Raw genomic sequence first — 25,784 nt, forward strand, 5'->3', positions numbered from 1 at the left:
TGTCACGGGTTATTTCTTTCTTTGTAATACGGGCCCAACAGTTTCCGAAGATTCTGTTTCGCCCGGTGCAGCAGCGACTCGACCGCCGACACACTGACCTGCATCACCTCCGCAATTTCGCGGTGGCTTTGTTCGTCGATGTAATGTAAAATAAAGGCAACTTTTTGCGTATCAGCCAGTTGGTCAATGGCTTTAAACAAGGTGCGCATCTCCTCCTGCTGCTCCAGCGAAACCCCCGGATGGTGGAAATCCGGCGGATCGTGCAGCACTTCGTTGTTCAGTCCAAACAAACTGGTCAGGACCGAAAACCGCTTTTGTGCCTTCCGTTTCCGGTGGTGCGCAAGGGCTTTGGTGGTGGTGATGCGATACAGCCAGGTCGTCAGTTTGGCCTCCTCCCGAAAGTGCTGAATGGTTTGGTACACTTCAATAAATACCTCCTGGGCAATATCCTCTGCTTCTTCGGGATGCTGCACGATCGCCAGCGCCAGGTTGTAGACCTTGTCCTGATGCCGTTCGACCAGCATCCGAAAAGCCGACGCACGGCCTGCTTTCAGCTCAGCAATCAGTTCGGACTCCTGCAAACGGGCGGTATCGTTAAAAGTGAACACATGGCATTAGGTACGAAAGATTGGAAAAACCTGCGGGAATGAGGTATTTTTTTTAGCTAACCCCAAAAAAGCCACCATGCCGGGCATCAAGCTTTCTTAAGGTCGTCCCGTTGCAGAAGCAAGTTTTGGTCTGGCGTTGATTCGCGGACGTAGTCGATCAGCCTAATTTGTCTCACCAACTCAGGCAAAAATACGATGATAAGACCTAGATTTGTGAGATGTCAATTGGAGACCTTTTCAGTCAATAGTTAACCGGCCTTGCTGGCTATTATTGCCGGCTCGGTAAACGGCCTTTGGTAAGATGACCAAATGGGCTGCATGGGTATATATTCCCAATAGGCTTACTATAACAATACCATACGCATTGCGTCTTTAGTGCGTCAATCGGCAAGTTGGTATCATGTGTAACAGAAGGCAATATCATAACAACCTATAAAAACTATGCAAGACATATTATTTGACTTTATATCAAAATACGTTTCTCTGACAGAAGATGAGAAGAACGTACTGCTTTCGTTGGACCTATTTCGCTCGGTAAAGAAAGGAACTACTTTACTCAAAGAAGGACAGAAATCACAAGATTTCTATTTTGTTTTAAAAGGCTGCATACGAAAATATTATATCATAGATGGTGACGAAAAAACAACCGCTTTCTACACAGAAATGGAAGCTTTAACACCCCATTGTGTAATAAGTAAAACGCCGTCCGAATATTTCATTGGTTGTGTTGAAGACAGTATTCTTTTAGTCTCAAATTCTGACATGAGCGAAGAAGTTAACAGTAAATTTCCAAAGTTTGACACAATGTGTAGACTATTGTCGGAAGAATTGTTAGCCAAACAACAAATCAATTTTGACGAGTTCAAGACTTCTTCACCAGAACAACGATACCTGAACTTACTGCAAAATAGACCAGACCTTATCCAACGTGTTCCACAACACCAATTAGCGAGCTATTTAGGGATCAAACCTCAATCATTAAGCAGACTACGGGCAAGAATCCTTGAAAAAAAGAGCTAAAGTGTATTTCTTAACTTAAGTGAACGAGTTATGGTAACTCGCCAATCTACTTTTGCAGTATCGTTTCACATAAAAAGAAAGCAATGCAAAAGAAAGTTTTATGGATTGGACTTGCTATAGCTTTGGCAGGCAATTTACAGGTGAATGCGCAATATGACAAGCAAGATAGTACTTATAAAAAGTGGTTTATTGGGAGTTCGCTCTTTATGTTAGGAAATCTTGACAAAAAAGACAACCCTGAGTATATACAATTAAATATTGGCTATAGGATCACACCTAAAGATGTTGTTTCCTTTGAATTTAAAAGGTCCGTTTATTCCTGGCCCATAGGTATCCCTTTTGGACCATCATTTCGTAAACCAGGAGGCAACTATCCCGGGCATGCGCGCATACTTGCACCTACATTAGGATACCAGCGTTTTTGGTGGAAAGGAGTCTACACATCCGTTTATGCATTGAATGCTTTTGAAAAATACTTGGATGAGAATAAAAATAAAATTGGAAATGGATACACGTTATATCTGAACTTTCATCTGGGTTACCAGTTTAAGTTTTTTAAAAACCGGTTCTTTTTTGAACCAGCTATTGGATGTAGTTATTGGCCGGTAAGAACGAATGTTCCAAATACTTTTAAATTAGTAGAACAAAAATGGCCCAACTACTTTATTCAACCTGGACTTCATTTTGGGTTTAACTTTTAGCTTCCAACATAATCAAACTACCAACAACCGCTTTCCCTATTCAAGAATTGTTTTTTATAAAACCTTCTTTCGCGGCCACTTTCTATCCCATAAAGATCCGCATACCGGAAATTTTTAAAGTACAAGACAACAAGTGGAAAGAGTATTTTATCGTTCCGGACATAAGTTTTAATCCATGTATAACAATAAATAATTACTCCAATGAAAAAGATCGGCATTTATTCCGTGTTGTTATTGCTCTCGGCATTTTTGAGTTCATGTGGCATCGGCACCGCCCTTGTTACCAACCACAATCAAAACGCCACTCAGGTACACTTAAGTGGGAACAACTTCAAAGTAATTGATCAGGTAAGCGGAAGTTCAGAGGTCTCTTATGTATTGGCGATTGGAGGTATGAAGAAAAGGCAACTGTACGAAAATGCGTATTCAACGATGATGAAGAAAGCCAACTTGCTGAATGGTTCCAAAGCCATAATCAACGTGATGACAGAGGAACACGTCAGTGGTTTTGCCCCTTTCTTTGTCAGAAGAACGATAACTGTGAGTGCTCAGGTAGTTGAATTTACAAGGTAAGTTCAAAGATCTCCTAAGAGCAGGAATCCTTAAAAAAAAGAGCTAAACCGTATTTCTTAACTTAAGTGAACGAGTTATGGCAACTCGCCAATCTATTTTTGCCGTATCGTTTCACATAAAGAAAAGGAAATGCAAAAGAGAATTTTATTCATTGGTTTTGTCTTCTTCATGACAAGCACGCTCCAACTCTACGCGCAATATGCTAAAACAGACAGCACGTATAAACGGTGGTTCGTTGGTAGCACGATCTTTTTATTAGGTAATTTGGATTCTACAAACCCTCCCGGCTTTGCTCAGCTCAATGTTGGCTATCGGATTACAGGGAAAGACGTAATTTCACTTGAACTAATAACTTGGAAACATGCCTGGCCTCTCGGTATTAACCCATTTTATAATAAGGCATACGGAACACCTGAAGAGAAATTTCCTGGTTATATAAGAGAATATGGAATTGGCGTAGCTTATCAAAAGTATATTTGGAGAGGCCTTTACGTAGCAGTACATGCAATGCCTATTTGGCAAACATTTAAGAATGAAAACGGTGATAAGGTGGGCAATGGTTTCATTATATTCAACACTAATCGAGTTGGCTATCACATTAAACTCCTGAAGGATAGGTTTTTTATAGAGCCTTCTCTTGGTATTGCTGGTCGTGCTTTTTACACGGAAATGCCCAATGGATTTAAAGAAAAAGATGATAACTGGCCAAAATATACGCCTGAACCAGGGCTACATTTCGGATTTAATTTTTAATTGATAATTTATGAATACACAAACAATAGCACAAAATGCATTGGAAGACATCAAAGTTAGTTTGAGACTGAAGCTTGCTACGCTGTGGACGAGTTTAATGTTTCTAATTATCTATCTTGATTATTTCCACTTATATATGCCAGGTAAGATAGAGGATATTCTGAAAGGGAGGGTGTTTGAATTTGATATTACGCAAGGATTTCTTTTGGCAGCACTCTCCTTAGTGACAATTCCGGCACTGATGATTTTCCTTTCTGTTGCCCTGCCGGCTAAAGTAAATCGCTGGACAAATATCATTACTGCTGCGGTGAATATTCCCTTTATATTGTTTAATTTGGCAGGAGAGGCCTGGATACACATGGTGTTTGGCGCTGTTGTAGAAGTCGTTCTGCTTTGCCTGATTATCCGTTATGCATGGAAATGGCCTCGTATTGAAACATGAAAAACCTAACAAAATGTCTTACGCCAATAATAAAGACAGATAGAACACCAACCACCAACACAGGTTTTGCTGCAAGTGTGGCTTGACGTTGTCGTCTTCGGCTGTAGTTTGCTATCAGCAGCGGTTTCGGCGGACGGAATTCTGATGAGACCACTACCCCATCGGCCCATTAAATCGACAGCTTAGCAATGGTCTTCGAACTGAAACCATTTTCCTCACTTGAATTCTGAAGCACTCTTTTGGCTTTTTTATTATCCTTTAAATAAGCATCAAAAAAAGATAATGTATAGTGGCATATGGCCCGGTAACTATCCGTTTGGTAATTAGTAGTCGGCTTGATAGAAGCATAGAAAGACCAATAGGCCGTAAATTCCGCATGTTCTAACTTCTTAAGCCTGTATAAATGCTTCGTGGTGTTGGCTAACGAACGAAAGAAAGGGAAAGTTGACCAGTCCTCATTTTGATTGCAGAGATACAGGTAAGGCCCTGTTAATTTGGCCGGGTTGAAATCGCGAACGGTTTTGATCAGATCGTAATCCTGATACTCGGTGCTACCATCCCAGCAGGCCAACGCTTTTACATTCGGGTTCCGCATCTGATAAATGACAGTAGCCATACTTCCCCAACTGAATCCAAACGTACCAACTCTGGACGTATCAACAGCAGGGAGTTGGTAAGCCTGAGCCATGATGTATTCTAGGTCCCTAACCTGAGCCATTATACCCGCCGTGTCCTTGGTCATTGTTTGCCCTTGTTTCCCGGCTGACGCGGCTGAAATGACTATATAGCCGTGGCTGGCCAAGTACTCACAGGCCATATGGTTCTGATTGGCTGGTTTGCTCAACGAAGGTGCATAGATGATCGCCGGAAACCGTTGATTAACCGGTGCTGCGTTATAAACCGCCTTCGTCGGTGCCTGTAGAATGTCATCTACGCTGACGGTGAGATTTTTCATAAACGTTGTGGCGTATTGGCGATAGCCCCCCACGATAGTGGTACAAAACGCACGGACCTGGTTAGAATCGGTGATGGCAAATTCCTCCCGTTGGGTTTCCAGCCCAATATACGTTCTGTAAGGCATCAGATTTTCCGTTGAGGATTTCCGGGCAGGGTACCAAATATGAACAGACAGCGGTCGGTATGGTATGCCCCTGTCCGGTTGATAGCTCCGGGTGCTATCAACCTGTTGCTCAATCCTAAATCCAACCTGATAGGGTCCGTAGCTCAATGGCTTTGTTTGCAGTTCAATGGGTCTATAGATTGACCAGTAGGTTAGTAGACAAAATCCGATGTATAACGCCTTTCCCATACGGAGTTGGTTTTTTAGCGCAATATAACTAATAAATTAGTTAGAAAATTAATCTTATAGTTACCATCAACAGAACTAGCAGAAAAAAGTTGTAAAATCATGACAAGCGAACGCATTTCGCGCGGAGAACAACGACTGAAGCAGGCCAGCGACCTAGGATAAATTAATCGTTCGTGTGCAGGCTATTCTGAAACGGAAAAGAAAGTGGGTGCCGCTCGGGGATGAAGCTACTGAATAAGGTATGCTACAGATTGAGCCGAACCCCTTTACCTCACCACCGGAAACTGGGAAATCCGCAAACGGGTACAGCCATACGGCACCAGCGTGATTTCTTCTTCCTCAGAGCTGGCTTCCAGTTGATACATGACGCTGTAGGGTATGGGGCCGGTCATTTCGTTGTAGAGCTGCCAGGACGGAATGCGCCGGGCCTTCGTTTTAATCTGAATCGGCGCATTTTCCAGATTCCACGGAAACGTCGAAACCGCTCCTTTCTTTTCAATTTTGTAAGCCGCTTCGAGATTCTTGTCCGCGACTTCCACTAAACCGTAATTCCAGGGCGTTGTGGGCCGTACTTCCTCATACGAATCGCCATATTCAATCGGATCTTTGTCATTTTTCACCTTCTTCACTTCCTCACCCATTTTCAGCGCGTAGGTGATCGGGCCCCGTTCTACCGATACGGAATTTTCGTACCAGGTATTTTTAAACAGATGCATCGGCAGGTTCAATTCAACAACATCGCCGGTTTTCCATTCCCGCTTGATCTGCACAATCTGGTTGCCGTTGACTTCCTGCCAAACCCGGCCGTTAATTTTGATCGAGGCTTTTTTACACCATTCCGGAATGCGCAGGTGGAACGGGAACGCAATGGTTTTCCCGGTGGTCAGCGTAAACCTAACGGTTTCTTCGAAGGGGTAATTCGTCTCTTCTTTCAACGAAACTTCCGTGCCATTCGCCACGGTTATTTTTGCTTCACTGGGGGCATACACCAGAGCCGCCACGCCTTTGTCCGGGGTAGCATACCACAAATTCTGCGTGAATTTCGGCCAGCCCTGGTGCATGTTCGACGTGCAGCACGGGTACCCGGATAGCAGGCCAAAGCACAGATCCGTTCCGTGGTGGTTGACGTCGAAATTGCGCATGTGCCGGGTCGCCATCACCTGGTTGGCCTGCTGAAAATACTGGCGACCCATAAAATCGTCGGAAATCTGGGCGGGCAGCGCGTTGAAAGCAATTTTCTCGATCTGATCGGCAAAATTCACATTGCCGGTAATTTCCAGCATACTTTCCAGCGAAAACAGCATTTCCACCGCCGAACACAATTCGGACCCCTGCGTTGGATTGTTGCCGTGCAAGGCTTCGTCGCCCCCGTACAGCCCGTGCGCCATGCCGTTGAATTTGCGAATGTCCGCAAACCCCTTTTTTGTTGCCTCCAAATACTTTTGTTCCGGGTGGTGCTGGTAATAAATAATCGGAGCTTTCATGCCCTGCGCCAGATTGACACAATGGATGCTGCCTTCTTTGGAAAGCAGGTCGGTGTTTAGAAACGCATTCGTGTAATCAAACGTCTGTTTATGAATCAGATCGCCCAGTTCGAGCAGAAATTGATCGCCGGTTTGGTTGTAAAGCCAGTACACGTTCATCAGGTTGTCGCCCCCCCGATACCGCGCCCAGAACGTCCAGTGATCGAGCGGTTTCCGGGGTAGTTCTTTCAGTTGGTACCTGAAATAATTCGTCATCAGGGTGATGACCCGCTGATCGCCGGTCGCGGAATGATATTGCTTTAAAATCTTGAGCATCACCATTTTGGGCCACCAGTCGCGGCTGTTGTTCCGTTGCACACCCGGTTCGGGGCCGTAATCTTTCGAAGGACCAAAATAGCCGTCCGGCTGCTGGCTTCTAATGGCCCATTCCACCCACGGTTTGGTTTTGGCAATCAGCTCTTTATCCTCCAGAATATACGCCAGCGGCAACAGCCCGTCGATCCAGTAGGGTCCCCGCTCCCACTGATCGCCGTCGCCCCCCAGCCAGCCGTTTCGTTCATTCATGACCAGCGGGTAGAGCTTATCCAGATTCCCGGTAGCGCCGTTTTTCTGGCGAATCAACATTTCGCGCAGCCAGCCTTGTGGTTTAATGGCGCCCAATGGCAATTCCAGATACGGATTTTGTCGCAACGGAGCGCGGCTGTTCATATACATTGCCGGCTTTTTTACCTGCCCGACGGCCGTAAAAGCAAACGCTGCAAAGAGAATGGAAAGAATCGATTTCAGTTTCATGTTGAGCCCCTGCGATGGTTTTATTCCTGCTGAACTGCCGCTCCCGCGACAGAATCTATTTCCCCAATTCACTCTTTCCCAGATCTTTCGAAGTGGCCACGGCAATGACGCGTCCCTGGTCGCCAACGGCATTGTAGAAATGATAGACGACGCCTTTCCACTTGATGACCCACGGTTTATGGGCGTAGGTTTTGTCATACGGTTCTGAGGGCGCAATCAGATCGTCCCCCTGCCAGTCGGTCCAGTTGACGAGGTCGTAGGAACACGCAAACCGCTCGAACGCGCCCGGTTTCCAGAACGCACCGAAGTAAAACATCACGTACACATCACCGATTTTAGCAATCTGCGCATCGCCACAAATGCCGGTTTTTCGGGTAATCAACGGCTCCTGCCCAAAACGTTTCCAATGCGTCATGTCGTTGGAAACCGCCATCGCGATGTTTTCGAAACCGGCTCCTTTGTTGTCCGGTTTTTCACCTTTGGCGTTGTAATACATCACAAACGGATGCCCGGTTTTCTTCGCCTTGTCCTGAATGATCAGACTCTTGTAGATGGTTTGGTTATCGTACCAGCGCACATCCTGATCCACCGCCGACAGCACCGGTTGCGGCAACCGGGTGGCTTCTTTCGGTGTGGTCAAATCGGTCGTGTTTGCGATACCAACCCCTAACCGACCTGCTTCATAGCCTTTTTCGGAGCCGCCCAAATACGACAACCAGTAGCGATCCCGGTATTTTTCGGGTTCGTAGGAGCCGCCCCAGTCCGTGTCGATCAAAGCGACATAACCGGCTTTCTGCGTGGCATCCCAGTCTTTATCGGCAAATGACATCAGTTTCCCCAGGGTGTTCCAGTGCAGCAGATCGGCGCTTTTTGCCAGCCAGGTTTCGTAGCCCTTTCCATCAAAAATGATGTAGGTCATGTACCAGCTGTCGCCTTTTCGGAAAACCGTCGGACTATCGACCATCCGGCCTTTGTCGGGCTGGGGCAGCACAATCCCGTATTTGTAAGGCGTTTTCACTTCCTCAAAAACCGCCCGCATCTTTTCGTCCGGGACGGTTGCCGCAGGATTTTTTGGCTGGCCAATGCCCGGCAAGGCCATGACCACGAAGAAAACACCGGCAATCCATTTTTTCATTTTAATTGACCAAAAGGTAAAACGATCCAATTCCCCAACTGCCATTCCGTGAACGGATCTATGCTCATCCCGAAGGGATCCAACCGCGCAGCGTCGGTAGAAGTAAGTTCGGTTATCTCCACATCTGCGTGCCGTCAGGTACGCGACCGTTGGATTTCTGCGAATCGTTGCGTACCTGACGGCACGCGGAAGCATGATATACCCATTTTCTACCGACGCTGCGCGGTTGAATCCCTACGGGATAATTAGCAGATTTGATTTGATCCACAATTGGGTTTAATCCATATGGAAAACCCGCTCCAATTGAATCGCAACCGGCGACTGATCCGGATTGGTGTCCATTAAATCGGCCATATACGCCCACCAGCGTTTCATCACGGGCAAACCCGGCAACTGATCGGCGGTATGATTCTCCTCGCGCTTCTGTACACCGAACAGAATCCCGCTCGACCGATCGAGAAAAATGGAATAATCCCGGATACCGGCCTCGGTCAGTGCCTGCGACAATTCCGGCCAGATTTCATCGTGACGGCGTTGGTACTCAGCCTCCACGCCGGGTTTGAGTTTCATGGTAAAAGCAACTTCCTGCATTTTAATTGGGTCTAGAAAAGTCCTGGTTTTGCGTTCGCGGCCCCTGGTTGACTTGAATTACCAAAAGCGATTCGTTTGCGTTATTCTATTTGGCTAATCGCATTATTCCTTTGACCAACTGCACCAACACCACCGGTGCCAGACCGGCTGCGGCAATGAGCCAGAGTTCGGTGCTGGTCATGGGCTGAATGCTGAGCACCTGGTTTAAAAACGGCACGTAGTACGTCAGAACCAAAATCACCAGACACAACAGCAAGGCGTACCAAATATACCGGTTTCGCGTAATCTCGTTGACAAAAAACGAATGGCCGGACCGCAGATTGAAAACGTGCAGCAATTGCGCAAACGACAGCGCGTAGAACGTCAGGTTGTTGCCTTCCTTTGCCGTCAGCCCCAGTTGGGTTGTGCCGATCCAGTAGGCACCCAGCACCGAAACCGTCATGGCCAGGGCATAAAAAACCACCATGCGCCAGTCACGGGTATCCATAATCGGCGTTTTCGGGTCGCGGGGCGGCTGGTGCATCAGGCTTGAATTCTCGCGCCCCACCCCCAGCGCCAAAGCCGGGAACACGTCGGTGACGATGTTGATGAACAGAATCTGCAACGGCAGCAGCGGATTGCCAACGTTCAGAAAACCCGCAAACGTCACCACAAAAATCTCGCTCAAATTACACGACAGCAGGAACAGCACGAACTTGCGGATGTTCTCGAAAATGACCCGTCCCTGGGCAATAGCGGCCACAATGGACGCAAACGAGTCGTCTTTCAGCACCATGTCGGCGGTTTCAGCGGCCACCTGCGTACCGCGCAAGCCCATCGCAATCCCGATGTCCGACTTCTTCAGCGCGGGCGCATCGTTGACGCCGTCACCGGTCATGCCCACAATATCGCCCTGTTGTTGATACAGGTCGATCATGTCCAGCTTCTGGGCCGGGCTGACGCGGGCAAACACCCGGCATTCCAGCAGTTTCTTTTTGTCGGCTTCCGTCAGTTGATCCAGCGGTTTGAGGTCTTTGCCCGTCAGGACAATTTCTTCGCCGGGTTCGATCAGGTTCACTTTGGACGCAATCGTCAGGGCCGTTGCGGGGTGATCGCCGGTCACCATGATGACCTTGATGCCCGCAGCCCGGCAGGCTTTGAGTGCGGGCGTTACTTCGGTGCGGGGCGGATCGAGGAAACCGATCAGGCCGACATACGTCAGGTCGCCATCGGTAAAATCGTCACCCGGTTTTTCGCTGGTTTCCCGAAACGCAAACGCCAGCGTCCGCAGCCCGTCGACGGCCATTTTCTCGGAAATGTCATAATAGGCCTTCCGGTCTTGTTCGTTGAGCGACCTGCAGCGCTCCAACACTTCCTCTGCCGCGCCTTTCACGGCCACAAAATAACCGCCGTCGTGGGCGTGGAGCGTGCCCATAATCCGGGTGTCCGAGCTAAAGGCCTGTTCGGCTTTGCGCGGAAAATTCTGGATGATGCGGTCGGGGTTGTGACCGGCGGCAATGGCGAATTTCAGCAGCGAAACTTCCACCGGATCGCCCACTTCCTTGGGTTTTCCCTTTACGATGTCGTAGTCCGCATTGTTGCACAAAACGCCCACGCGGATGAGTTGCTGGTAGGCATCGGATTCCGTGACGGCCTGATCACCCTCCACCACTTCCAGCTTTTTGGCTTCTGCATCGGCCCTGATCTCGGCGTGAAAATCCGGCAATTCGAGTGTGTTGACCTCAATGCGGTTTTGGGTCAGCGTGCCGGTTTTATCCGTAAAAATAACGTTGGTTCCGCCCAGCGTCTCAACGGCCGACAGCCGTTTGACGATCACTTTCTTCTCCGCCAGCCGCAACATGCCGTAGGCCAGCGCAATGGTAGCCACCACCGACATGCCTTCCGGAATGGCCGCAATGGCCAGGGCCAGCGCGGTTTCGATCAGCCGCAGCGGTTCTTCTTTGCGGATCAATCCAACGATTAGAAACAGAGCCGCCAGTCCGACGGTCACCCAGATCAGCACTTTCGCCAGCGAATCCAGCTTCGCTTCCAGCGGTGTGGCCGACCGTTTGGCATCTTTCACCATCGTGGCAATTTTGCCCAGTTCCGTCTGCTGCCCGATGCCCGTCACGATGGCCCGGCCGTTGCCCGCCGTCACGGGCGTTCCTTTGAACAGGCGGTTGTGCTGGTCGCCCAGGGGAGACTCGTCCGGCGGAATTTCCGTGTTTTTGTCAACGGGCAGCGATTCACCGGTGAGGGCCGATTCGTCAATCTGCAACTGACTGATCTCGAACAGGTTGCCATCAGCGGCTACCAGATCACCGGCTTCTACGACCAGGATATCGCCGAGCGTGACTTCTTCCGACGAAATTTCCCGGATGCGGCCGTCGCGCAACACCCGCGCGGGTGTGGTGTCCATTTTTCGCAGCGCATCCATCGACTGCCGGGCGTTCCATTCCAGCAAAAAACCGGTTACGGCGTTGACGAGCAAAACCGCAATGATGGCAAAGCCTTCGACGGTTTCGCCCAGAAAAAACGAAATACCGGCTGCTGCCGCCAGAATGTAGACAATGACGCCGGTGAACTGCCGCAGCAGAATCGTTACGGCGCTTTCGCGTTTAACTTCCTGCAACGCATTCGGTCCCAATTCGTCGTAGCGGTTTTTGGCTTCTTCAGCGGTCAGCCCGGTTTTGAGATCGACGTTCAGATCCTGCAGCAACTGGTCGATGGGAATTTGATGCGGATGTTCGGGAGTTGTAATCGTAGACATAACGTGGATAGGAAAATGAGGCTTGGGTAATAACCAATTTTCTGGCGAAACCGCCAAATTAACAGCGCTTTGAATTGGTAGAAAGTCGTAGAATTTACTTTAAGTGGTATCGCGGAGTTGAGCGGAGAAAAAAGGAGTTGAGCGAAGTTATTCATTTTCTCTGCTCAACTCTGCGATACCACTCAATTTAAACATGCCATGAAATATCTATTTCTGATCCTGTTCACTACCTGCGCTTTCGCCCAGCAAAAACCGTATTCCCAGCGCATGGCCGATTCGTTCATGACGTGGCACAAAGATTCGATTCTGATTGGAAACCACAAAACCGCCCGCTGGGATTATGAACAAGGACTGGTTCTGAAAGCCTTTGAACGGGTTTGGTACCGCACCGGCGACAGCAAATACTATTCGTATATTCTGAATGACATCAACCAGTTTGTGCGCGAAGACGGCAGCATCCGCACTTACAAAATGGACGAGTTCAACATCGACAACGTCACGACCGGACGCGTGTTGCTGATGCTCGCCCAGCAGTCGCTGCCGGGCAAGGAAAAATTCCAGAAAGCGGCTTTTTTGTTACGCGATCAACTGGCCAAACAGCCGCGCACGAAAGAAGGCGGTTTCTGGCATAAAAACCGCTATCCGAACCAGATGTGGCTCGACGGGTTGTTCATGGCCGAGCCATTTTACGCCGAGTTCAGCCGGGTGTTCAACCAGCCGGAAAACTTCGACGACATCGCCAAACAGTTTGCGCTGATCGAAAAACACCTGGTCGATGGTAAAACCGGGCTGCTCTACCACGGCTACGACGAAAGCCGCGAGCAGAAATGGGCGAATCCGAAAACCGGGCAGTCGCCCCACTTCTGGGGCCGGTCGATTGGCTGGTACGGCATGGCGCTGGTCGATGTACTGGATTATTTCCCGACAAACCACCCCCAACGCGCCAATCTGGTGAGCTACCTGCAACGGCTGGCAACCCCGATGGTAAAATACCAGGACCCCAAAACCGGCTGCTGGTACCAGATGACCACGCAGGGAACCCGGAAAGGCAATTACATTGAGGCTTCGGCGTCGTGCATGTTTGTGTATACGCTGGCGAAAGCCGTGCGGATGGGATACCTGGACAAGTCGTTTCTGGCTTCGGCGCAGAAAGGCTATCAGGGAATTCTGAAAAATTTCATTGAAGAAGCCCCGAACGGGACCCTCAACCTCAACGGCACCGTCAGCGTGGGCGGCTTGGGGGGAACGCCCTACCGCGACGGCAGCTACGAATACTACCTGAGCGAACCGATCCGCAAAAATGACTTGAAGGGCGTTGGGCCGTTTATCATGGCGAGTCTGGAAATGGAAATTGCCCCGGAACTGACCCTCGGTGCCGGCAAAACCGTGGCCGTCGATTACCACTTCAACCACGAATTTCGCAAGGATTTACTCGGTCAAACCGAACAGTTTCACTACACCTGGGAAGACCGGATGCACTCGGGATTCTGGCACTGGGGCAATACTTTCCGTGAACTGGGCGCCAAAACCGTCCCGGTTCGAACCGCGCCGACCGCCGAATCGCTGAAAGGCATCGGCGTATACATCATCGTCGATCCCGATTCGCCGAAAGAAACCGCCAAACCCAACTACATCCAGTCGGCAGACATCCAGGCAATTGACGAATGGGTGAAAGCCGGTGGGGTGCTGGTGATTATGGCGAATGACACCGCCAACTGCGAAACGAAGCACTTCAACGAACTGGCGCAGACCTTCGGCATCCGGTTTACCGACAAAAACCGCAACATGGTGAAGGGCAAAAACTGGGAGCAGGGCAAGGTGACGATTCCGGCTGGCAACCCGGTTTTTAAGGAAACGAAAGCGGTTTACATCAAGGAACTGGCGACGCTCGATCTCAAAGCCCCGGCCAAAGCCCTCGTTTCGGTAGAGGGCGACGTCATCATGGCGGTGGCGAAAGTGGGAAAAGGGACGGTTTTTGCCGTCGGTGACCCCTGGCTCTACAATGAATACACCGATGGCCGGATCATTCCGGCGGTTTACGAAAACTACAAAGCAAGTAAAGAGTTGGGAGCGTGGCTGCTGGAGCAGGTACGGAAGTGAAGTTGGCTTTCCGGTCGGCTGTTTCGCAAGGGCAGCAAAGACTAAAAGGATACGGTGGGTTTTTGAAAAAAATGGTGTGGATAGCACACATTATCAACAGGACAAAGGTGCTGTTTTGCCGGCTGGCAGGCTGTCGGATTGGGGACAGATGCTGTCAAATTGGGGACATTTACCCGGAAAAGGCCGGAAAGTCAGGGCATCAGGGGCTTTTTGGAGGACTGGTCATGAACTCGGTGGGAGTTTGCTGATACACCTCTTTGAAAACCATGGCGAAATGAGAAGGAGTGCTAAAACCAACCAGGTCGGCCGTCTCAGACACCGTATGACCCGCCTGGAGCAACCGGGCCGCTTTCCGGATCCGATACTGCCGGATGAGTTCGTTGGGCACCCAGGGCGTTAAGCTGATTACTTTCCGGTGAAGCGTACGACGGCTGATGGCGAGTTGATCGGCCAGCCACTCGACACTCAGTTGCGGATCATCGAGTCGCTCATCCATGAGTTCATAAATCCGTTCCAGCAAGGGGTGTGTGACCTCCCCTTCCACCAATGGAGCGGTAGCGCTTGCCAAAAACTGTTGCTGGTAGCGTTCACGGAGTCGTTGCTGTCGATTGAGCAGATTTTGAAGCCGCAGACGCAGTTCGGCCATGCTGAAAGGCTTGGTCAGGTAATCATCCGCTCCTTCCTGTAGCCCCTGTAGCCGACTCGGCTGGGCGGTTTTGGCCGTTAGCATCACAACGGCAATATGATCGGTATCCGCATGGCCTTTGATGAGTCGGCTCAATTCATGGCCATCCAGTCGGGGCATCATCACATCCGTCAGAACGATATCGGGCAGTTCAGCCTGGGTTACCTCCCACCCCTGCTGCCCGTCAACCGCCTGTAAAACCTGATAGGAAGCGGTCAGTTCACCCACCAGAAACTCCCTCAACTCCTGATTGTCTTCCACGATCAAAATGCGGGGAGCGGTCTTTCCCTCCGGTGACGGGCTCGTACCGGAAAGGTGATCAAGCGGTATCGGTGGGTCGGCAACAGGCAACGGCTCACCAGACACCCGGATCCGGGGATGGTCGATATTGGTGACCGGGCTGACAGGCAGCGTCCAGTTGAAGCGGGTTCCTACCCCTACCTCACTCTCCACGGCAATGTGGCCACCGAGTAACTGAATCAATTCGTGAACCAGCGCCAGCCCGAGGCCGGTGCCCTCATGGGTGCGGGTAGTGGAGGTGTCGGCCTGATAAAACCGGTTAAATATATGCGGAATATGTTGTTGAGCCATGCCGATGCCCGAATCGACCAGTTGAAATTGAACCCCCGTCATTTCGTCCGCTGCCCACACGGGCGCGACGGTCAGGGTGATGCTTCCCCCCGCCCCGGTAAATTTGAGGGCATTGGCGAGCAGATTGGTCAGAATTTTCTCCCACTTGTCTGCGTCGAAAAGCTGCGCCTGGGCGGGAAAGTGGTCCATCGTACAGGTTAAAGTGATGCCTTTTTGCTCGGCGGCCCGCTGGAAAACCGCGACGATGGGGTGGATGAAGTCGCTGACCCGGCCCTGCATGGGCGAAACCGTCATGTGATTCCCCTCCAGTTTGGCAATATCCAGCAATTGGTTGATCAGCCGCAGGAGCTGTTCGGCATTTTGGTGGATCAGCCGGAGCATCGGACCATCGAACCGGCCTTCCTGGAGCAGTTTCTCCACCGGCGCGATGATCAGCGACAGAGGGGTACGAAACTCGTGGGTCATGTTGGAAAAAAAGTGCGTTTTCAGCTCATCGACGGCTTTGAGCTGCTCGGCCTGCCGACGGTTCAGTTCAAGCTCTTGGCGTTGTCGGAACCGGTTCGTAGAAATCCGGATATACCCCCAGATTGCTCCGGCAACCGCCAGTCCGTAAAGGCTGTAGGCCCACCAGGTGGCCCACCAGGGCGGCTGGACAATCACCTGAATAGCGGCTTCGTGCGGGCTCCAGAACCCATTGCTGTTGGCGGCTTTTACCCGGAATGTATAGTGGCCCGGTGGCAGGCTGGTAAAATTGACCACGGTACGGTTTCCGTTCTGAACCCAGTCGGGGTTGATTCCAACGAGTTGGTAGGCATACTGGTTTTGCCGGGGTTGCTCATAGGCCAGCGCGGCAAAGGCAATCGACAAAAAATTCTCGTCGTGTTGCAGATGAATAACGTCTCCGGTGATTTTCCGGGGTTTGTCCATGACCGTCAGGCCGGTAACATAAACCGGAAAAGGACGGATGTCATCGCGAACCTGGTCAGGGTCGAACTGGACAATGCCATTCTCACTGCCGAAAATGAGTTGATTGCCGTGTCGGAAGACGGCATTTTGCTTGAAGTTGTTGCTGGGTAAGCCGTCCGAAACCTGGTAGCTGCGAATGGCTTTGGTACGGGGATCGATCCGGCAAAGACCGTCGTTGGTACTGAGCCAGAGATGCCCCGACGCATCTCCGGTGATGCCGACGATGGTGTTGCCGGGGATGCCTTCCTGGTGGGTGATCGTAGAAAACAGGCCGGTCTTCGGGTCGAACCGGTTTAAACCGCCCAGGTAGGTGCCGATCCAGATTATTCCGTTCGGATCTTCGTAGATGGTTCGAACGTCGTTGCTGCTCAGGTGTCCTTTGGGGCCGGCCGCATAGCGGGTTATTTGGCCCGTTTCGGGATTTAGCCGGCACAGGCCCAACCGGTGGATCAGGATCCATACCGCACCGGTCTGGCTCACCAGAAGCCCATACACAAACCGGTCGGGGATGCCACCCGGTTTTCCCGGTTGATAGCGGTAGTAAGTGTATCGATGCGTCCGGACATTGAAAGAAGCAAAACCGCCATCGCCCCCAATCCAGACATCACCCTGCGGTTTCCCTTCCTTTTGCTGAACCGCAATAAACTGGGCCGGCATTTCCGACGGATATCCCGTAAACTGTCCGGATGCCTGATCAAAGTGGTACAAACCATCGTACGATCCCAGCCAGATTCCGTTCTTCCCGTCGGGTAAGAACGATCTCACCTCGTTGTAGTGATCTCCCACGGCGCCCAGCTTTTCGGGCGGTATGGGGTCAAGCCGTTTTTGATCGGCGGAGAGTCGGTATATTCCGGGTGAATTGTTAAACCAGAGCTGACCGTGCCTGTCTTTAAAGACGGCGTATGCTCTGTTCTCGGGTACATGGGCCCTCCGCTCATTGGCCTTTACCTGGTAGGTGGAAAAAGGCTTGGTGTTCACAGCCTGCCGGTCGATCCCGTTGTTGGTTCCGATCCAGATCATGCCCGACCGGTCGTGGCAGATGGCCTGTATGCTACTGCTGGCCAGGCCTTTGTACCGGTTTGGGTCAGACTGGTACGTAAAAACCTGATCGCTGGCCGGGTTGATTCCCTGCAATCCTTTGGTGGTTCCGATCCAGATAATCCCGGTGGAATCCCGGTGGATGGTGTTCCGCCACACGAAGGAATGAAGTTCTCCACGCGGGTTGTAGGGAACCAGGTTCCACGGCTGGCTGCGCAGATCGAGTTTGAACAGACTGTAGCCCGCCAGGGCCGTACCCAGCCAGAGCACATCGTTCTCATCGAGGTAAAACGATTGGAAGGAGGGCTGGGGTCCCTTCAATCCCTGAACCGCCACCGGGGTGAATTTTCCGGTCGGGCGGTCGAAAAGGTACAATCCCTGGTGGGTGGCGACCCAGAAACGATGCTGTCGGTCTTCAAAAGCCGTAATTACCGGCACATCGGCAACGGGAGACGGGTAGAGGGTGAAATGGTGTCTGGCCGGGTCATAGCGGGCCAGACCCGCATAGGCGCTGATCCAGATGATGCGCTGCTGGTCGATGAAGATGGAATGCTGGTTATTCCACCGGTTGGCCTGGTTGGCCTGAATGGGATGCGGAATGACGCCCCCCGTTTTCCGGTTGATTTCATGCAATCCGCCCCCCCTGGTAACCGCCCAAAGCTGGGTCGAATCGCCTTCACACAGGCCCATGATGTAGCCATTCTGAAAGCTGCGGGTTGGCCGATTGGGATCCGGTTTAAAAACCGTGAAGGAAGAACCATCGTATTTATTGAGGCCCTCCCCCGTCCCAAACCACATAAAACCGTCCCGATCCTGGAGAATAGCCGTTATGAAGTCATTGGATAAGCCATCTTCTACCGACAGATGCTCAAATTGATTGGCGATCGGGGATTTTTCAGAAAGACGGGGAGGCAGATTCGCGTAGGAACGCAGGAACGGTATGACTAAAAGGATGAGCCAGTACGGACGTACCATACAGAATGCCGACAGTTTTGACATGACTAAATACGACTATGGATGCTGTACAGCTTAGTATTCTATCCCCTGGTTTATCACAAATATAGCCCACTTGCTACAAGCGACAACCGATTGAACCGGTTATTGCGTAAACGGGACCGCCCGGCGGTTTTTCCCGTATTAACCAGCAATTTTTTCCGATCACCTCTGTGCTACAATTAAAAATATTTATTAAAAAAGTTTTTAACAAATTGACTCTATCCATACCTTTGTGCCGATGAAACCGAAACAGACCGAGCAAAACACCGAGCAGAAGATCAAGGAAGCCGCCAAGAAGGTATTTTTGGAGCGCGGATTCGACGGGGCGAAGCTGCGTCACATTGCCGAGGAGTCCGGCACGACCATGGCGATGGTGAATTATTACTTTCGGGGGAAGGAGCAGCTTTTTCAGAGCATTTTCATGGAAACGATGGGTTCGTTTCTGGGCCGGATAACGTTTATCCTGAACGAAGAGGTGCCGCTGGAGATTAAAGTCTGGAAAGTAGTCGATAACTATACTGATTTTCTGCTCGATAACCCGCATATGCCGGTTTTTGTGCTGTCTGAACTTCAGAAAAACAGCAGCGAAATATTTGAAAAACTTAATATAAAGTCCGTTGTTGAGTCGTCCTTTTTTACCAAACAATTGCAGGTGGAAAGCGAAAAAGGGACAATCCGGAAGGTGAAGCCCTTGCAACTCATCGTGACGCTGCTCGGCAGTTTGATCTTTCCGTTCATGGCGAAACCCATTGTCGCTTACATCGGCAGCCTGGACAGTACGGCCTACCGCGCTTTCCTGGAAGAACGGAAAGTAATTGTTTTTGAGACTGTTATGGCGTACCTGAAACCCACCTGATTTTTTTTGGATGGTTATTAAATTACTTTTTAGAAAAACAATTTAGAATAAATTTTTAAAGCTGATTGTATGAAATCGATCTCCGCACTTTTACTGGGATTGTGGCTGACGGGGGCGGCCCGGGGGCAGTCGGTGGTGACGCTGGCACAAGGCTATGCCGCTGCCCTGACCCATGATCCGCTGAACCGCCAACGCGAACTGGTGCAGCAAACCGGCGATCTGACCGTAGCGAATCTGGACAAAAACCGGCGGCTTCCGCAGGTGGGTGTCAACGGGCAGGCAAGCTGGCAATCGGAAGTGACCAAACTGCCCATCGAATTGCCAAACGTAATGATTCCGCAGCTCAGCAAGGATCAGTATAAGCTGACGGCGGATGTCAGTTACACGCTGTTCGACGGTCAGCAGACGACGCTCCAGAAACAGGTTCAACGGGCCAGCACGGCGGTGAGTTTGCAGCAGGTAGCCGTCGATCAAAACCGCCTGAAAGACCAGGTAAACGCCTATTTCCTGAACAGTCTTTTAACCGACGAAAACACCCGCCTGACCCGAAACCGGCTGGAAGAACTGCAAAACCGCCTTGTAAAAGCCGAGTCCGGGGTAAAGTTTGGCGCCGTTGCCACCGTTACCGTGGCTATTTTAAAAGCCGAAGTGCTGAACGCCGAACAGCAACTGGCCCAGTTGGCAGCCACCCGCCGGGGCCTGCGCGACCAGCTCGCCATGCTAACCGGCCTGACGATCACCGACAGCACGCGGCTCGTGGTGGAAGAAGCGCAAACCCTATCGGCAAATCTGTCGCTAAACCGCCCGGAGCAAAAACTTTTTGAGTCGCAACGGACGCTGCTCGATGCGCAACTGCAACTAATGAACAACCGCCTGAAACCCCGGCTGAGCGCGTTTGCCCAGGGCGGTGCGGGCCGACCGGCACTGAACTTCCTCAACAACGACTTTCGGGGCTTTTTTATCGGGGGCATCCGGTTGAGCTGGAACCTGTCGTCGGCCTACACGCTTCGCAACGACCGGACGGTCCTGGCGCTCAACCGGGAGCAGATCGGCGTTCAGCAGAAGGTGTTCGACCGGAACCTGTCGCTGCAACTTCGGCAACAGCAAACCGAGATTGACCGCATCGGCGCCCTGCTGGACAAAGACCGGGAAATTAGTGCCTTACGATCGATAATCAGGCAAACCGCCAGCGTGCAACTCGACAACGGAACCCTGGCCGCCCGCGATTATGCGTCCGAACTTAACGCCGAAAGCCTGGCCCTTTTGAACCAGAAAACCCACGAACTGCAACTGCTGTTGGCGAAGGTTCAATACCGTACGCTAACCGGAAATTAACCACACAGACCAGCCATTCCATGAAATCCACTCTAATTACTTCCGCTTTTCTGATCGGTATGTTGGGTTGCAAAACCGAGCCGCAATCAGACGCGTACGGCAATTTTGAAGCCGTCGAAACCATCGTCTCCGCCGAGGCCACCGGCGCGTTGCAACAATTGTCGGTTGAGGAAGGCCAGACGCTCAAAGCCGGGCAGGCCGTCGGGCAGATTGACCCGTTGCAACTCCAGCTTCGGAAAGCACAGTTGCTGGCCAGTCGGCGGGCGGTTTCCAGCCGCTCCCCGAACATTCCGGCTCAACTGTCGCCTTTTAACCAGCAGATTGCCGTTCAGGAACAGCAACTGAAAACACTCCAGCGCGAGAAAATCCGTACCCAGAACCTGATTGCCGCCGGGGCGGCTCCGACGAAACAACTGGATGACCTGGTTGCCCAGATCGACGTCATCGAGCGACAGATTGCGCTGATTCGTCAGCAACGGGCGGCCCAGCAATCGGCCCTGACGACCCAGCGGAGCGGAACGCTGTCGGAAGAAGCCCCTTTGGAAGAACAAATCCGGCAGATCGACGACCAGATCAAAAAAGCAACGATTGTGAATCCATCGGCAGGTACGGTTACCGTCAAGTTGGCCGAAACCGGGGAGGTGGCGAGTTACGGAAAACCGCTGTACAAAGTGGCCGATCTGAACCAGATCACGCTTCGGGCCTACATCAGTGGCGACCAACTCGTGCGGGTCAAAACCGGTCAGCCGGTGAAGGTGCTGGTCGATGCACCGAACGATCAGTTCAAAGAATACACCGGAACCGTGACTTGGATTTCGAGCAAAGCTGAATTTACGCCCAAGGTGATCCAGACCAAAGACGAACGTGTCAATCTGGTGTACGCCCTGAAAGTGAAGGTAAAAAACGACGGCGGATTGAAGATCGGGATGCCGGGGGAAATTCGGTTATGAGGTCGGTTTTCGGTTTACAGTTTTCGGTAGCTGACGCATTCTTCGCTAATACAGAAATTCTAACGCGTCAGCCACCGAAAACCGAAAACTGTAAACCATAAACAGTCAAATCATGGACGCAATTAGCATTGAAAACCTCTCGAAATCGTACGGCGACAGGCCGGCGGTGTCTGACGTCTCCCTGTCGATCCGGCCGGGCGAGTTGTTCGGGCTGATCGGGCCGGATGGAGCCGGGAAAACCACCCTTTTCAAAATTCTGGTGACGTTGTTGCTGCCTGACCAGGGCCGGGCAACGGTGGCGGGGTATGATGTGGTGAAGGACTACAAAGCATTGCGGCAACTGGTGGGGTATATGCCGGGGCGGTTTTCGTTGTATCCCGACTTAAGCGTACAGGAAAATCTGGCGTTTTTTGCGACGGTTTTCGGAACCACCATCCCGGAAAACTACCACTTGATTCAGGAGATTTATTCGCAACTGGAACCGTTCAAAGACCGCCGGGCGGGACAACTTTCCGGGGGCATGAAGCAGAAACTGGCCCTCTGTTGTGCCCTGATTCACAAGCCCGAAGTCCTGTTTCTGGACGAACCGACTACCGGCGTCGATGCGGTTTCCCGCAAGGAATTCTGGGATATGCTCCGCAAACTCAACGAACGCGGGCTGACGACGCTGGTTTCCACGCCCTACATGGACGAAGCCAGCCGCTGCGACCGGGTGGCCTTTATGCAGACCGGAACCGTGCTGGCGGTCGATACGCCGTCGGCGATTACGACCCGGTTTACGAAACCGTTGTACGCCGTTCGGGCAGCCGATACCTACCAACTCATTCAGGATCTGCGGCTGGCTCCGTTTGCGGAATCCTGCTATGCGTTCGGCGAGTTTCTGCACCTGACGGTGAAATCGGCCGACGTTTTTGACTGGCAGATCGGCTCGTATTTGCTGGACCATAACCATCGAGACATTGAAATCCACCCCATTCAACCGGGCATCGAAGACACGTTTATGGCGTTGATGACCCAACCGGAGGTAACCATCTGATAATCATGGAAAACGCAGTTCATACCCACCAGTTGACCAAAAAATTCGGCAGTTTCATTGCGACCGACGCGATCACCTTCGACGTGGCGCAGGGCGAGATTTTTGGCTTTCTGGGCGCGAACGGAGCCGGAAAAACCACGGCGATGCGGATGCTCTGCGGTTTGCTGAAACCGTCGTCGGGCGAAGCGACTGTCGCCGGTTTTGACGTCTATCGCCAGTCTGAAAAGATCAAGCAGAACATTGGCTACATGAGTCAGCGGTTTTCACTCTACGAAGATTTGACGGTTCGTGAAAACATCCGGTTTTACGGCGGTATCTATGGATTACGCCGGGCGGACATTCCGGTGAAAACCGACCAGATTTTGCGGAAACTGGGCATCGAAACCGTTGCCGATTCGCTCGTGGCGTCGCTGCCGCTGGGCTGGAAGCAGAAACTGGCCTTTTCGGTGGCGCTGATTCACGAACCCAAAATTGTGTTTTTGGACGAACCGACCGGTGGTGTCGATCCCATCACCCGCCGACAGTTCTGGGATTTGATCTACGAAGCCGCCCACGGCGGAACGACGGTTTTTGTCACCACACACTACATGGACGAAGCCGAATACTGCCACCGCGTGTCGATTATGGTGGATGGGAAAATGAAAGCCCTAGACACGCCATCGGGTTTGAAAACCGCCTACAATGTGGATTCAATGGATGCTGTTTTCCAGATTTTAGCCAGAGGAACGTCGACGAAATAACCCATGAACCGCTTCATCGCATTTGTCAAGAAAGAATTCTTCCACATCCTGCGCGACCGCCGGACGCTGTTGATCCTGTTCGGGTTGCCGCTGGTGCAGGTGTTGCTGTTTGGATTTGCACTCACGAACGAAATCAAAAACGCCGGTATTGCGATTCTCGACAACGACAAAAGCCCCCATTCGCAGCAGATTACCAACAAGTTACTGGCTTCCGGGTATTTTCAGTTGCGGGAAAACCTGCGCTCGAACGGCGACATCGAACGGGCGTTTCGGAAGGGTACAATCAAACTGGCGGTGGTGTTTCCGGCCGGTTTTACGGAAAACTACGAACACGGCCGCAGCGCGCAGATTCAGTTGCTGGCCGACGCCACCGAGCAAAATACCGCCATCAGCCTGACCAATTATGCCACGGCGATCATTCGGGATTACACCACGGACCTCAACCCAACCGTTCAGCCGCCATTGACCATCGACGTTCGCAGCCGCATGGTGTTCAACCCCGAACTGAAGGGCGCGTTCGTGTTTGTGCCGGGCGTAATGGCCATGGTTTTGCTGCTGGTTTCGGCCCTGATGACCTCCGTGACCATTGCCCGCGAACGCGAAACCGGCACGCTGGAAGTGCTGATGGTATCGCCACTGAGTCAGGGGCAGATTTTGCTGGGAAAGGTCGTGCCGTACCTGTTCCTGTCATTTTTGAACGGCTGCATCATCATCGCACTCGGCGTTTTTGTCCTGAAAGTACCGCTGAATGGCAGTCTTGTGCTGTTGTTGTCCGAAACATTGCTGTTCATCTTCCTGTCGTTATCGATCGGCATTTTCATCTCGTCGATCGTTGATACCCAACTGGTTGCGATGTTCGCGTCACTGATGGCGCTGTTGCTGCCGACCATTTTTCTGTCGGGCTTTATGTTTCCCATCGAAAGCATGCCCAGACCGCTTCAGCTCGTTTCCAACCTCATTCCGGCGAAATATTTCATCAGCATCGTGAAAGGCATCATGATCAAGGGCGCCGGTTTGCGGTATCTCTGGCAACCCACGCTGGTGCTGGTCGGAATGTCGGTTTTATCCATGGGCCTGAGCCTGCGCAACTTAAAAACCCGCCTGTCATGAACCGGATTTGGTATATGGTTGAAAAGGAGATTCGCCAGCTTCGCCGGAATCCGGTGTTGCTCCGGATCATGATTTTGGCCCCGATCATGCAGTTGATCCTGCTGTCGTATGCGGCCAATTACGAAGTCAAAAACCTGAATATTGCCGTGATCGATGGCGATCATACGACGTATTCGCAACGGCTCGTCGGCAAATTCCGGCACCTCGACAATTTCAACCTAACCGGTTATCTATCATCGGACAAACAGGCCCGGCAAACGCTGCTGGCGGGTGATGCCGACCTGGTTCTGGTGATTCTACCCCATTTTGAGCGCGATCTGGAAAAGGCGGGAAGCACCGCCGTTCAGTTGCTGGTCAACGCCATCGACGGTTCCAAAGCCGGGATTGCCAACGGCTACGCAACGGCCATCATCCGGGATTTCAGCAGCGATATTGTGGCTGAGACCAGGGCGGTTTCGCCGGGCGGGGGGCCGCAACTAACGATTGAAAATCAGTACTGGTACAACCCGAAACTGGAATACAAAACGTTTATGGTGCCGGGCGTTCTGTTCGAACTCCTGTTGCTGGTGGGCGGGTTGGTGTCGGCCCTCAACATCGTGCGGGAAAAGGAAATCGGAACGATGGAGCAGTTGAACGTAACGCCCATCCGCAAGCACGAGTTTATTCTGGGAAAATCGATTCCGTTCCTGATCGTCGGACTGGGTTTATTCACGGTTGGTTTGCTGCTGGGGCGGTTTTTATTTCAAATCCGGATCGAAGGCAGCGTTGCGTTGATGTACGTTTTTGCCCTCCTCTTTCTGATTTTGTGCGTGGGGCTGGGCTTGCTGATTTCCACCCTGGCCGAAAACCAGCAACAGGCGCTGTTTGTCTCGTTTTTCCTGCTGGTGCTCTTCATTCTCCTGAGCGGTTTGTTTGCGTCGACCGAGAACATGCCGGTCTGGGCGCAGTGGCTCAATTGGTTTAACCCATTGAAATACATCATCGAAGTAGGCCGGAATGTGATGCTGAAAGGCAGCACCTTCACCGATGTCAGCCGCCCGTTTTTCGTGCTGGCAGGCATGGCCGTCGGGCTGTTGCTGCTGGCGTCGTGGCGGTATCGAAAAACGGTCTGAGACGCGCTGTTGTCACACAGAGTTAATCGGAGAAAGGGGGGGTTATCAGAGTTATAGAACAATTTCTCTGATAAACTCCCTTTTTCTCCGATTAACTCTGTGTAGCAAATTT

At 51.5% G+C, this 25,784-nt stretch carries 20 protein-coding genes; 13 read left to right on the top strand and 7 right to left on the bottom strand.

The features are described 5' to 3' along the window. Nucleotides 1-2 precede the first annotated feature (2 nt). Complete coding sequence (locus FH871_RS00475; protein WP_229316892.1) at nucleotides 3-608, bottom strand: RNA polymerase sigma factor; 606 nt, start codon at nucleotides 606-608, stop codon at nucleotides 3-5. A 441-nt stretch (nucleotides 609-1,049) separates the two neighbouring features. On the opposite strand from FH871_RS00475, the gene FH871_RS00480 reads away from it, so the two are divergent. The 5 genes from FH871_RS00480 (at nucleotide 1,050) to FH871_RS00500 (ending at nucleotide 4,097) form a co-directional block, all read left to right on the top strand. Next, on the top strand, nucleotides 1,050-1,628 hold the full coding sequence (locus FH871_RS00480; protein ID WP_138989387.1) for a Crp/Fnr family transcriptional regulator: 579 nt from the start codon (nucleotides 1,050-1,052) through the stop codon (nucleotides 1,626-1,628). An 83-nt stretch (nucleotides 1,629-1,711) separates the two neighbouring features. Then, nucleotides 1,712-2,329, top strand: a complete 618-nt coding sequence (locus FH871_RS00485; RefSeq protein WP_138989388.1) for a hypothetical protein — start codon at nucleotides 1,712-1,714, stop codon at nucleotides 2,327-2,329. Between the two features lie 201 nt (nucleotides 2,330-2,530). Continuing rightward, the gene (locus FH871_RS00490) at nucleotides 2,531-2,902 is read left to right on the top strand and encodes a DUF6567 family protein (RefSeq protein WP_138989389.1); all 372 of its coding nucleotides are present in this window, start codon (nucleotides 2,531-2,533) and stop codon (nucleotides 2,900-2,902) included. 129 nt (nucleotides 2,903-3,031) lie between these two features. Continuing rightward, nucleotides 3,032-3,655, top strand: a complete 624-nt coding sequence (locus tag FH871_RS00495) for a hypothetical protein (RefSeq protein WP_138989390.1) — start codon at nucleotides 3,032-3,034, stop codon at nucleotides 3,653-3,655. Nucleotides 3,656-3,665: 10 nt separating this feature from the next. Next, nucleotides 3,666-4,097, top strand: coding sequence for a DUF6326 family protein (locus tag FH871_RS00500; RefSeq protein ID WP_138989391.1), 432 nt, complete (start codon nucleotides 3,666-3,668; stop codon nucleotides 4,095-4,097). 169 nt (nucleotides 4,098-4,266) lie between these two features. Here the strand turns inward: FH871_RS00500 and FH871_RS00505 are convergent, their stop codons facing one another. From FH871_RS00505 to FH871_RS00525, 5 genes are all read right to left on the bottom strand, one after another. Continuing rightward, complete coding sequence (locus tag FH871_RS00505) at nucleotides 4,267-5,178, bottom strand: dienelactone hydrolase family protein (RefSeq protein WP_171062720.1); 912 nt, start codon at nucleotides 5,176-5,178, stop codon at nucleotides 4,267-4,269. 494 nt (nucleotides 5,179-5,672) lie between these two features. Beyond that, on the bottom strand, nucleotides 5,673-7,682 hold the full coding sequence (locus FH871_RS00510; protein ID WP_138989393.1) for a beta-L-arabinofuranosidase domain-containing protein: 2,010 nt from the start codon (nucleotides 7,680-7,682) through the stop codon (nucleotides 5,673-5,675). A 55-nt stretch (nucleotides 7,683-7,737) separates the two neighbouring features. Further along, nucleotides 7,738-8,817, bottom strand: coding sequence for a glycosylase (locus FH871_RS00515; protein WP_138989394.1), 1,080 nt, complete (start codon nucleotides 8,815-8,817; stop codon nucleotides 7,738-7,740). Nucleotides 8,818-9,093: 276 nt separating this feature from the next. Beyond that, nucleotides 9,094-9,408 (bottom strand): L-rhamnose mutarotase, encoded by a 315-nt coding sequence (gene rhaM / locus FH871_RS00520; protein WP_138989395.1) that lies wholly within the window; start codon nucleotides 9,406-9,408, stop codon nucleotides 9,094-9,096. An 85-nt stretch (nucleotides 9,409-9,493) separates the two neighbouring features. Then, on the bottom strand, nucleotides 9,494-12,157 hold the full coding sequence (locus FH871_RS00525; protein WP_138989396.1) for a cation-transporting P-type ATPase: 2,664 nt from the start codon (nucleotides 12,155-12,157) through the stop codon (nucleotides 9,494-9,496). Between the two features lie 198 nt (nucleotides 12,158-12,355). Here FH871_RS00525 and FH871_RS00530 point away from each other — a divergent pair, with 198 nt between their 5' ends. Next, a complete protein-coding gene (locus tag FH871_RS00530) occupies nucleotides 12,356-14,257 on the top strand; it encodes a glycoside hydrolase family 88 protein (RefSeq protein WP_138989397.1) in 1,902 nt (633 codons plus the stop codon). Nucleotides 14,258-14,456: 199 nt separating this feature from the next. On the opposite strand, the gene FH871_RS00535 is transcribed toward FH871_RS00530, so the two are convergent. Then, nucleotides 14,457-18,512, bottom strand: coding sequence for a two-component regulator propeller domain-containing protein (locus FH871_RS00535; RefSeq protein WP_138989398.1), 4,056 nt, complete (start codon nucleotides 18,510-18,512; stop codon nucleotides 14,457-14,459). A 259-nt stretch (nucleotides 18,513-18,771) separates the two neighbouring features. Between FH871_RS00535 and FH871_RS00540 the strand changes: the two genes are divergently transcribed. From FH871_RS00540 to FH871_RS00570, 7 genes are all read left to right on the top strand, one after another. Beyond that, nucleotides 18,772-19,389 (top strand): TetR/AcrR family transcriptional regulator, encoded by a 618-nt coding sequence (locus FH871_RS00540; RefSeq protein WP_138989399.1) that lies wholly within the window; start codon nucleotides 18,772-18,774, stop codon nucleotides 19,387-19,389. A gap of 69 nt (nucleotides 19,390-19,458) precedes the next feature. Continuing rightward, nucleotides 19,459-20,724: a TolC family protein gene (locus FH871_RS00545; RefSeq protein WP_138989400.1), complete on the top strand. Its 1,266-nt coding sequence runs from the start codon at nucleotides 19,459-19,461 to the stop codon at nucleotides 20,722-20,724. Nucleotides 20,725-20,744: 20 nt separating this feature from the next. Then, a complete protein-coding gene (locus FH871_RS00550; protein ID WP_138989401.1) occupies nucleotides 20,745-21,674 on the top strand; it encodes an HlyD family secretion protein in 930 nt (309 codons plus the stop codon). 112 nt (nucleotides 21,675-21,786) lie between these two features. After that, entirely contained in the window at nucleotides 21,787-22,710 is a 924-nt protein-coding gene (locus tag FH871_RS00555; protein WP_138989402.1) for an ABC transporter ATP-binding protein, read from the top strand. A gap of 5 nt (nucleotides 22,711-22,715) precedes the next feature. Further along, nucleotides 22,716-23,450 carry an ABC transporter ATP-binding protein gene (locus FH871_RS00560; protein ID WP_138989403.1) on the top strand — a complete coding sequence of 245 codons (735 nt, stop codon included), beginning with the start codon at nucleotides 22,716-22,718 and terminating at the stop codon, nucleotides 23,448-23,450. A 3-nt stretch (nucleotides 23,451-23,453) separates the two neighbouring features. After that, nucleotides 23,454-24,560, top strand: coding sequence for an ABC transporter permease (locus tag FH871_RS00565; protein ID WP_138989404.1), 1,107 nt, complete (start codon nucleotides 23,454-23,456; stop codon nucleotides 24,558-24,560). After that, nucleotides 24,557-25,672, top strand: a complete 1,116-nt coding sequence (locus FH871_RS00570) for an ABC transporter permease (RefSeq protein WP_138989405.1) — start codon at nucleotides 24,557-24,559, stop codon at nucleotides 25,670-25,672. Before FH871_RS00565 ends, FH871_RS00570 begins: the two co-directional genes overlap by 4 nt. Nucleotides 25,673-25,784: the final 112 nt, after the last annotated feature.

Origin of the sequence: Larkinella sp. C7, from assembly GCF_006149005.1 — a bacterium.
Classification (GTDB): domain Bacteria; phylum Bacteroidota; class Bacteroidia; order Cytophagales; family Spirosomataceae; genus Larkinella.

Excerpts from the sequence above, each read along its gene's own strand:
- FH871_RS00480 (WP_138989387.1), top strand. The coding sequence starts at position 1,050 with ATGCAAGACATATTATTTGACTTTATATCAAAATACGTTTCTCTGACA.
- FH871_RS00485 (WP_138989388.1), top strand. The coding sequence starts at position 1,712 with ATGCAAAAGAAAGTTTTATGGATTGGACTTGCTATAGCTTTGGCAGGC.
- FH871_RS00490 (WP_138989389.1), top strand. The coding sequence starts at position 2,531 with ATGAAAAAGATCGGCATTTATTCCGTGTTGTTATTGCTCTCGGCATTT.
- FH871_RS00495 (WP_138989390.1), top strand. The coding sequence starts at position 3,032 with ATGCAAAAGAGAATTTTATTCATTGGTTTTGTCTTCTTCATGACAAGC.
- FH871_RS00500 (WP_138989391.1), top strand. The coding sequence starts at position 3,666 with ATGAATACACAAACAATAGCACAAAATGCATTGGAAGACATCAAAGTT.
- FH871_RS00505 (WP_171062720.1), bottom strand. The coding sequence starts at position 5,178 with ATGCCTTACAGAACGTATATTGGGCTGGAAACCCAACGGGAGGAATTT.
- FH871_RS00510 (WP_138989393.1), bottom strand. The coding sequence starts at position 7,682 with ATGAAACTGAAATCGATTCTTTCCATTCTCTTTGCAGCGTTTGCTTTT.
- FH871_RS00515 (WP_138989394.1), bottom strand. The coding sequence starts at position 8,817 with ATGAAAAAATGGATTGCCGGTGTTTTCTTCGTGGTCATGGCCTTGCCG.
- rhaM (WP_138989395.1), bottom strand. The coding sequence starts at position 9,408 with ATGCAGGAAGTTGCTTTTACCATGAAACTCAAACCCGGCGTGGAGGCT.
- FH871_RS00525 (WP_138989396.1), bottom strand. The coding sequence starts at position 12,157 with ATGTCTACGATTACAACTCCCGAACATCCGCATCAAATTCCCATCGAC.
- FH871_RS00530 (WP_138989397.1), top strand. The coding sequence starts at position 12,356 with ATGAAATATCTATTTCTGATCCTGTTCACTACCTGCGCTTTCGCCCAG.
- FH871_RS00535 (WP_138989398.1), bottom strand. The coding sequence starts at position 18,512 with ATGGTACGTCCGTACTGGCTCATCCTTTTAGTCATACCGTTCCTGCGT.
- FH871_RS00540 (WP_138989399.1), top strand. The coding sequence starts at position 18,772 with ATGAAACCGAAACAGACCGAGCAAAACACCGAGCAGAAGATCAAGGAA.
- FH871_RS00545 (WP_138989400.1), top strand. The coding sequence starts at position 19,459 with ATGAAATCGATCTCCGCACTTTTACTGGGATTGTGGCTGACGGGGGCG.
- FH871_RS00550 (WP_138989401.1), top strand. The coding sequence starts at position 20,745 with ATGAAATCCACTCTAATTACTTCCGCTTTTCTGATCGGTATGTTGGGT.
- FH871_RS00555 (WP_138989402.1), top strand. The coding sequence starts at position 21,787 with ATGGACGCAATTAGCATTGAAAACCTCTCGAAATCGTACGGCGACAGG.
- FH871_RS00560 (WP_138989403.1), top strand. The coding sequence starts at position 22,716 with ATGGAAAACGCAGTTCATACCCACCAGTTGACCAAAAAATTCGGCAGT.
- FH871_RS00565 (WP_138989404.1), top strand. The coding sequence starts at position 23,454 with ATGAACCGCTTCATCGCATTTGTCAAGAAAGAATTCTTCCACATCCTG.
- FH871_RS00570 (WP_138989405.1), top strand. The coding sequence starts at position 24,557 with ATGAACCGGATTTGGTATATGGTTGAAAAGGAGATTCGCCAGCTTCGC.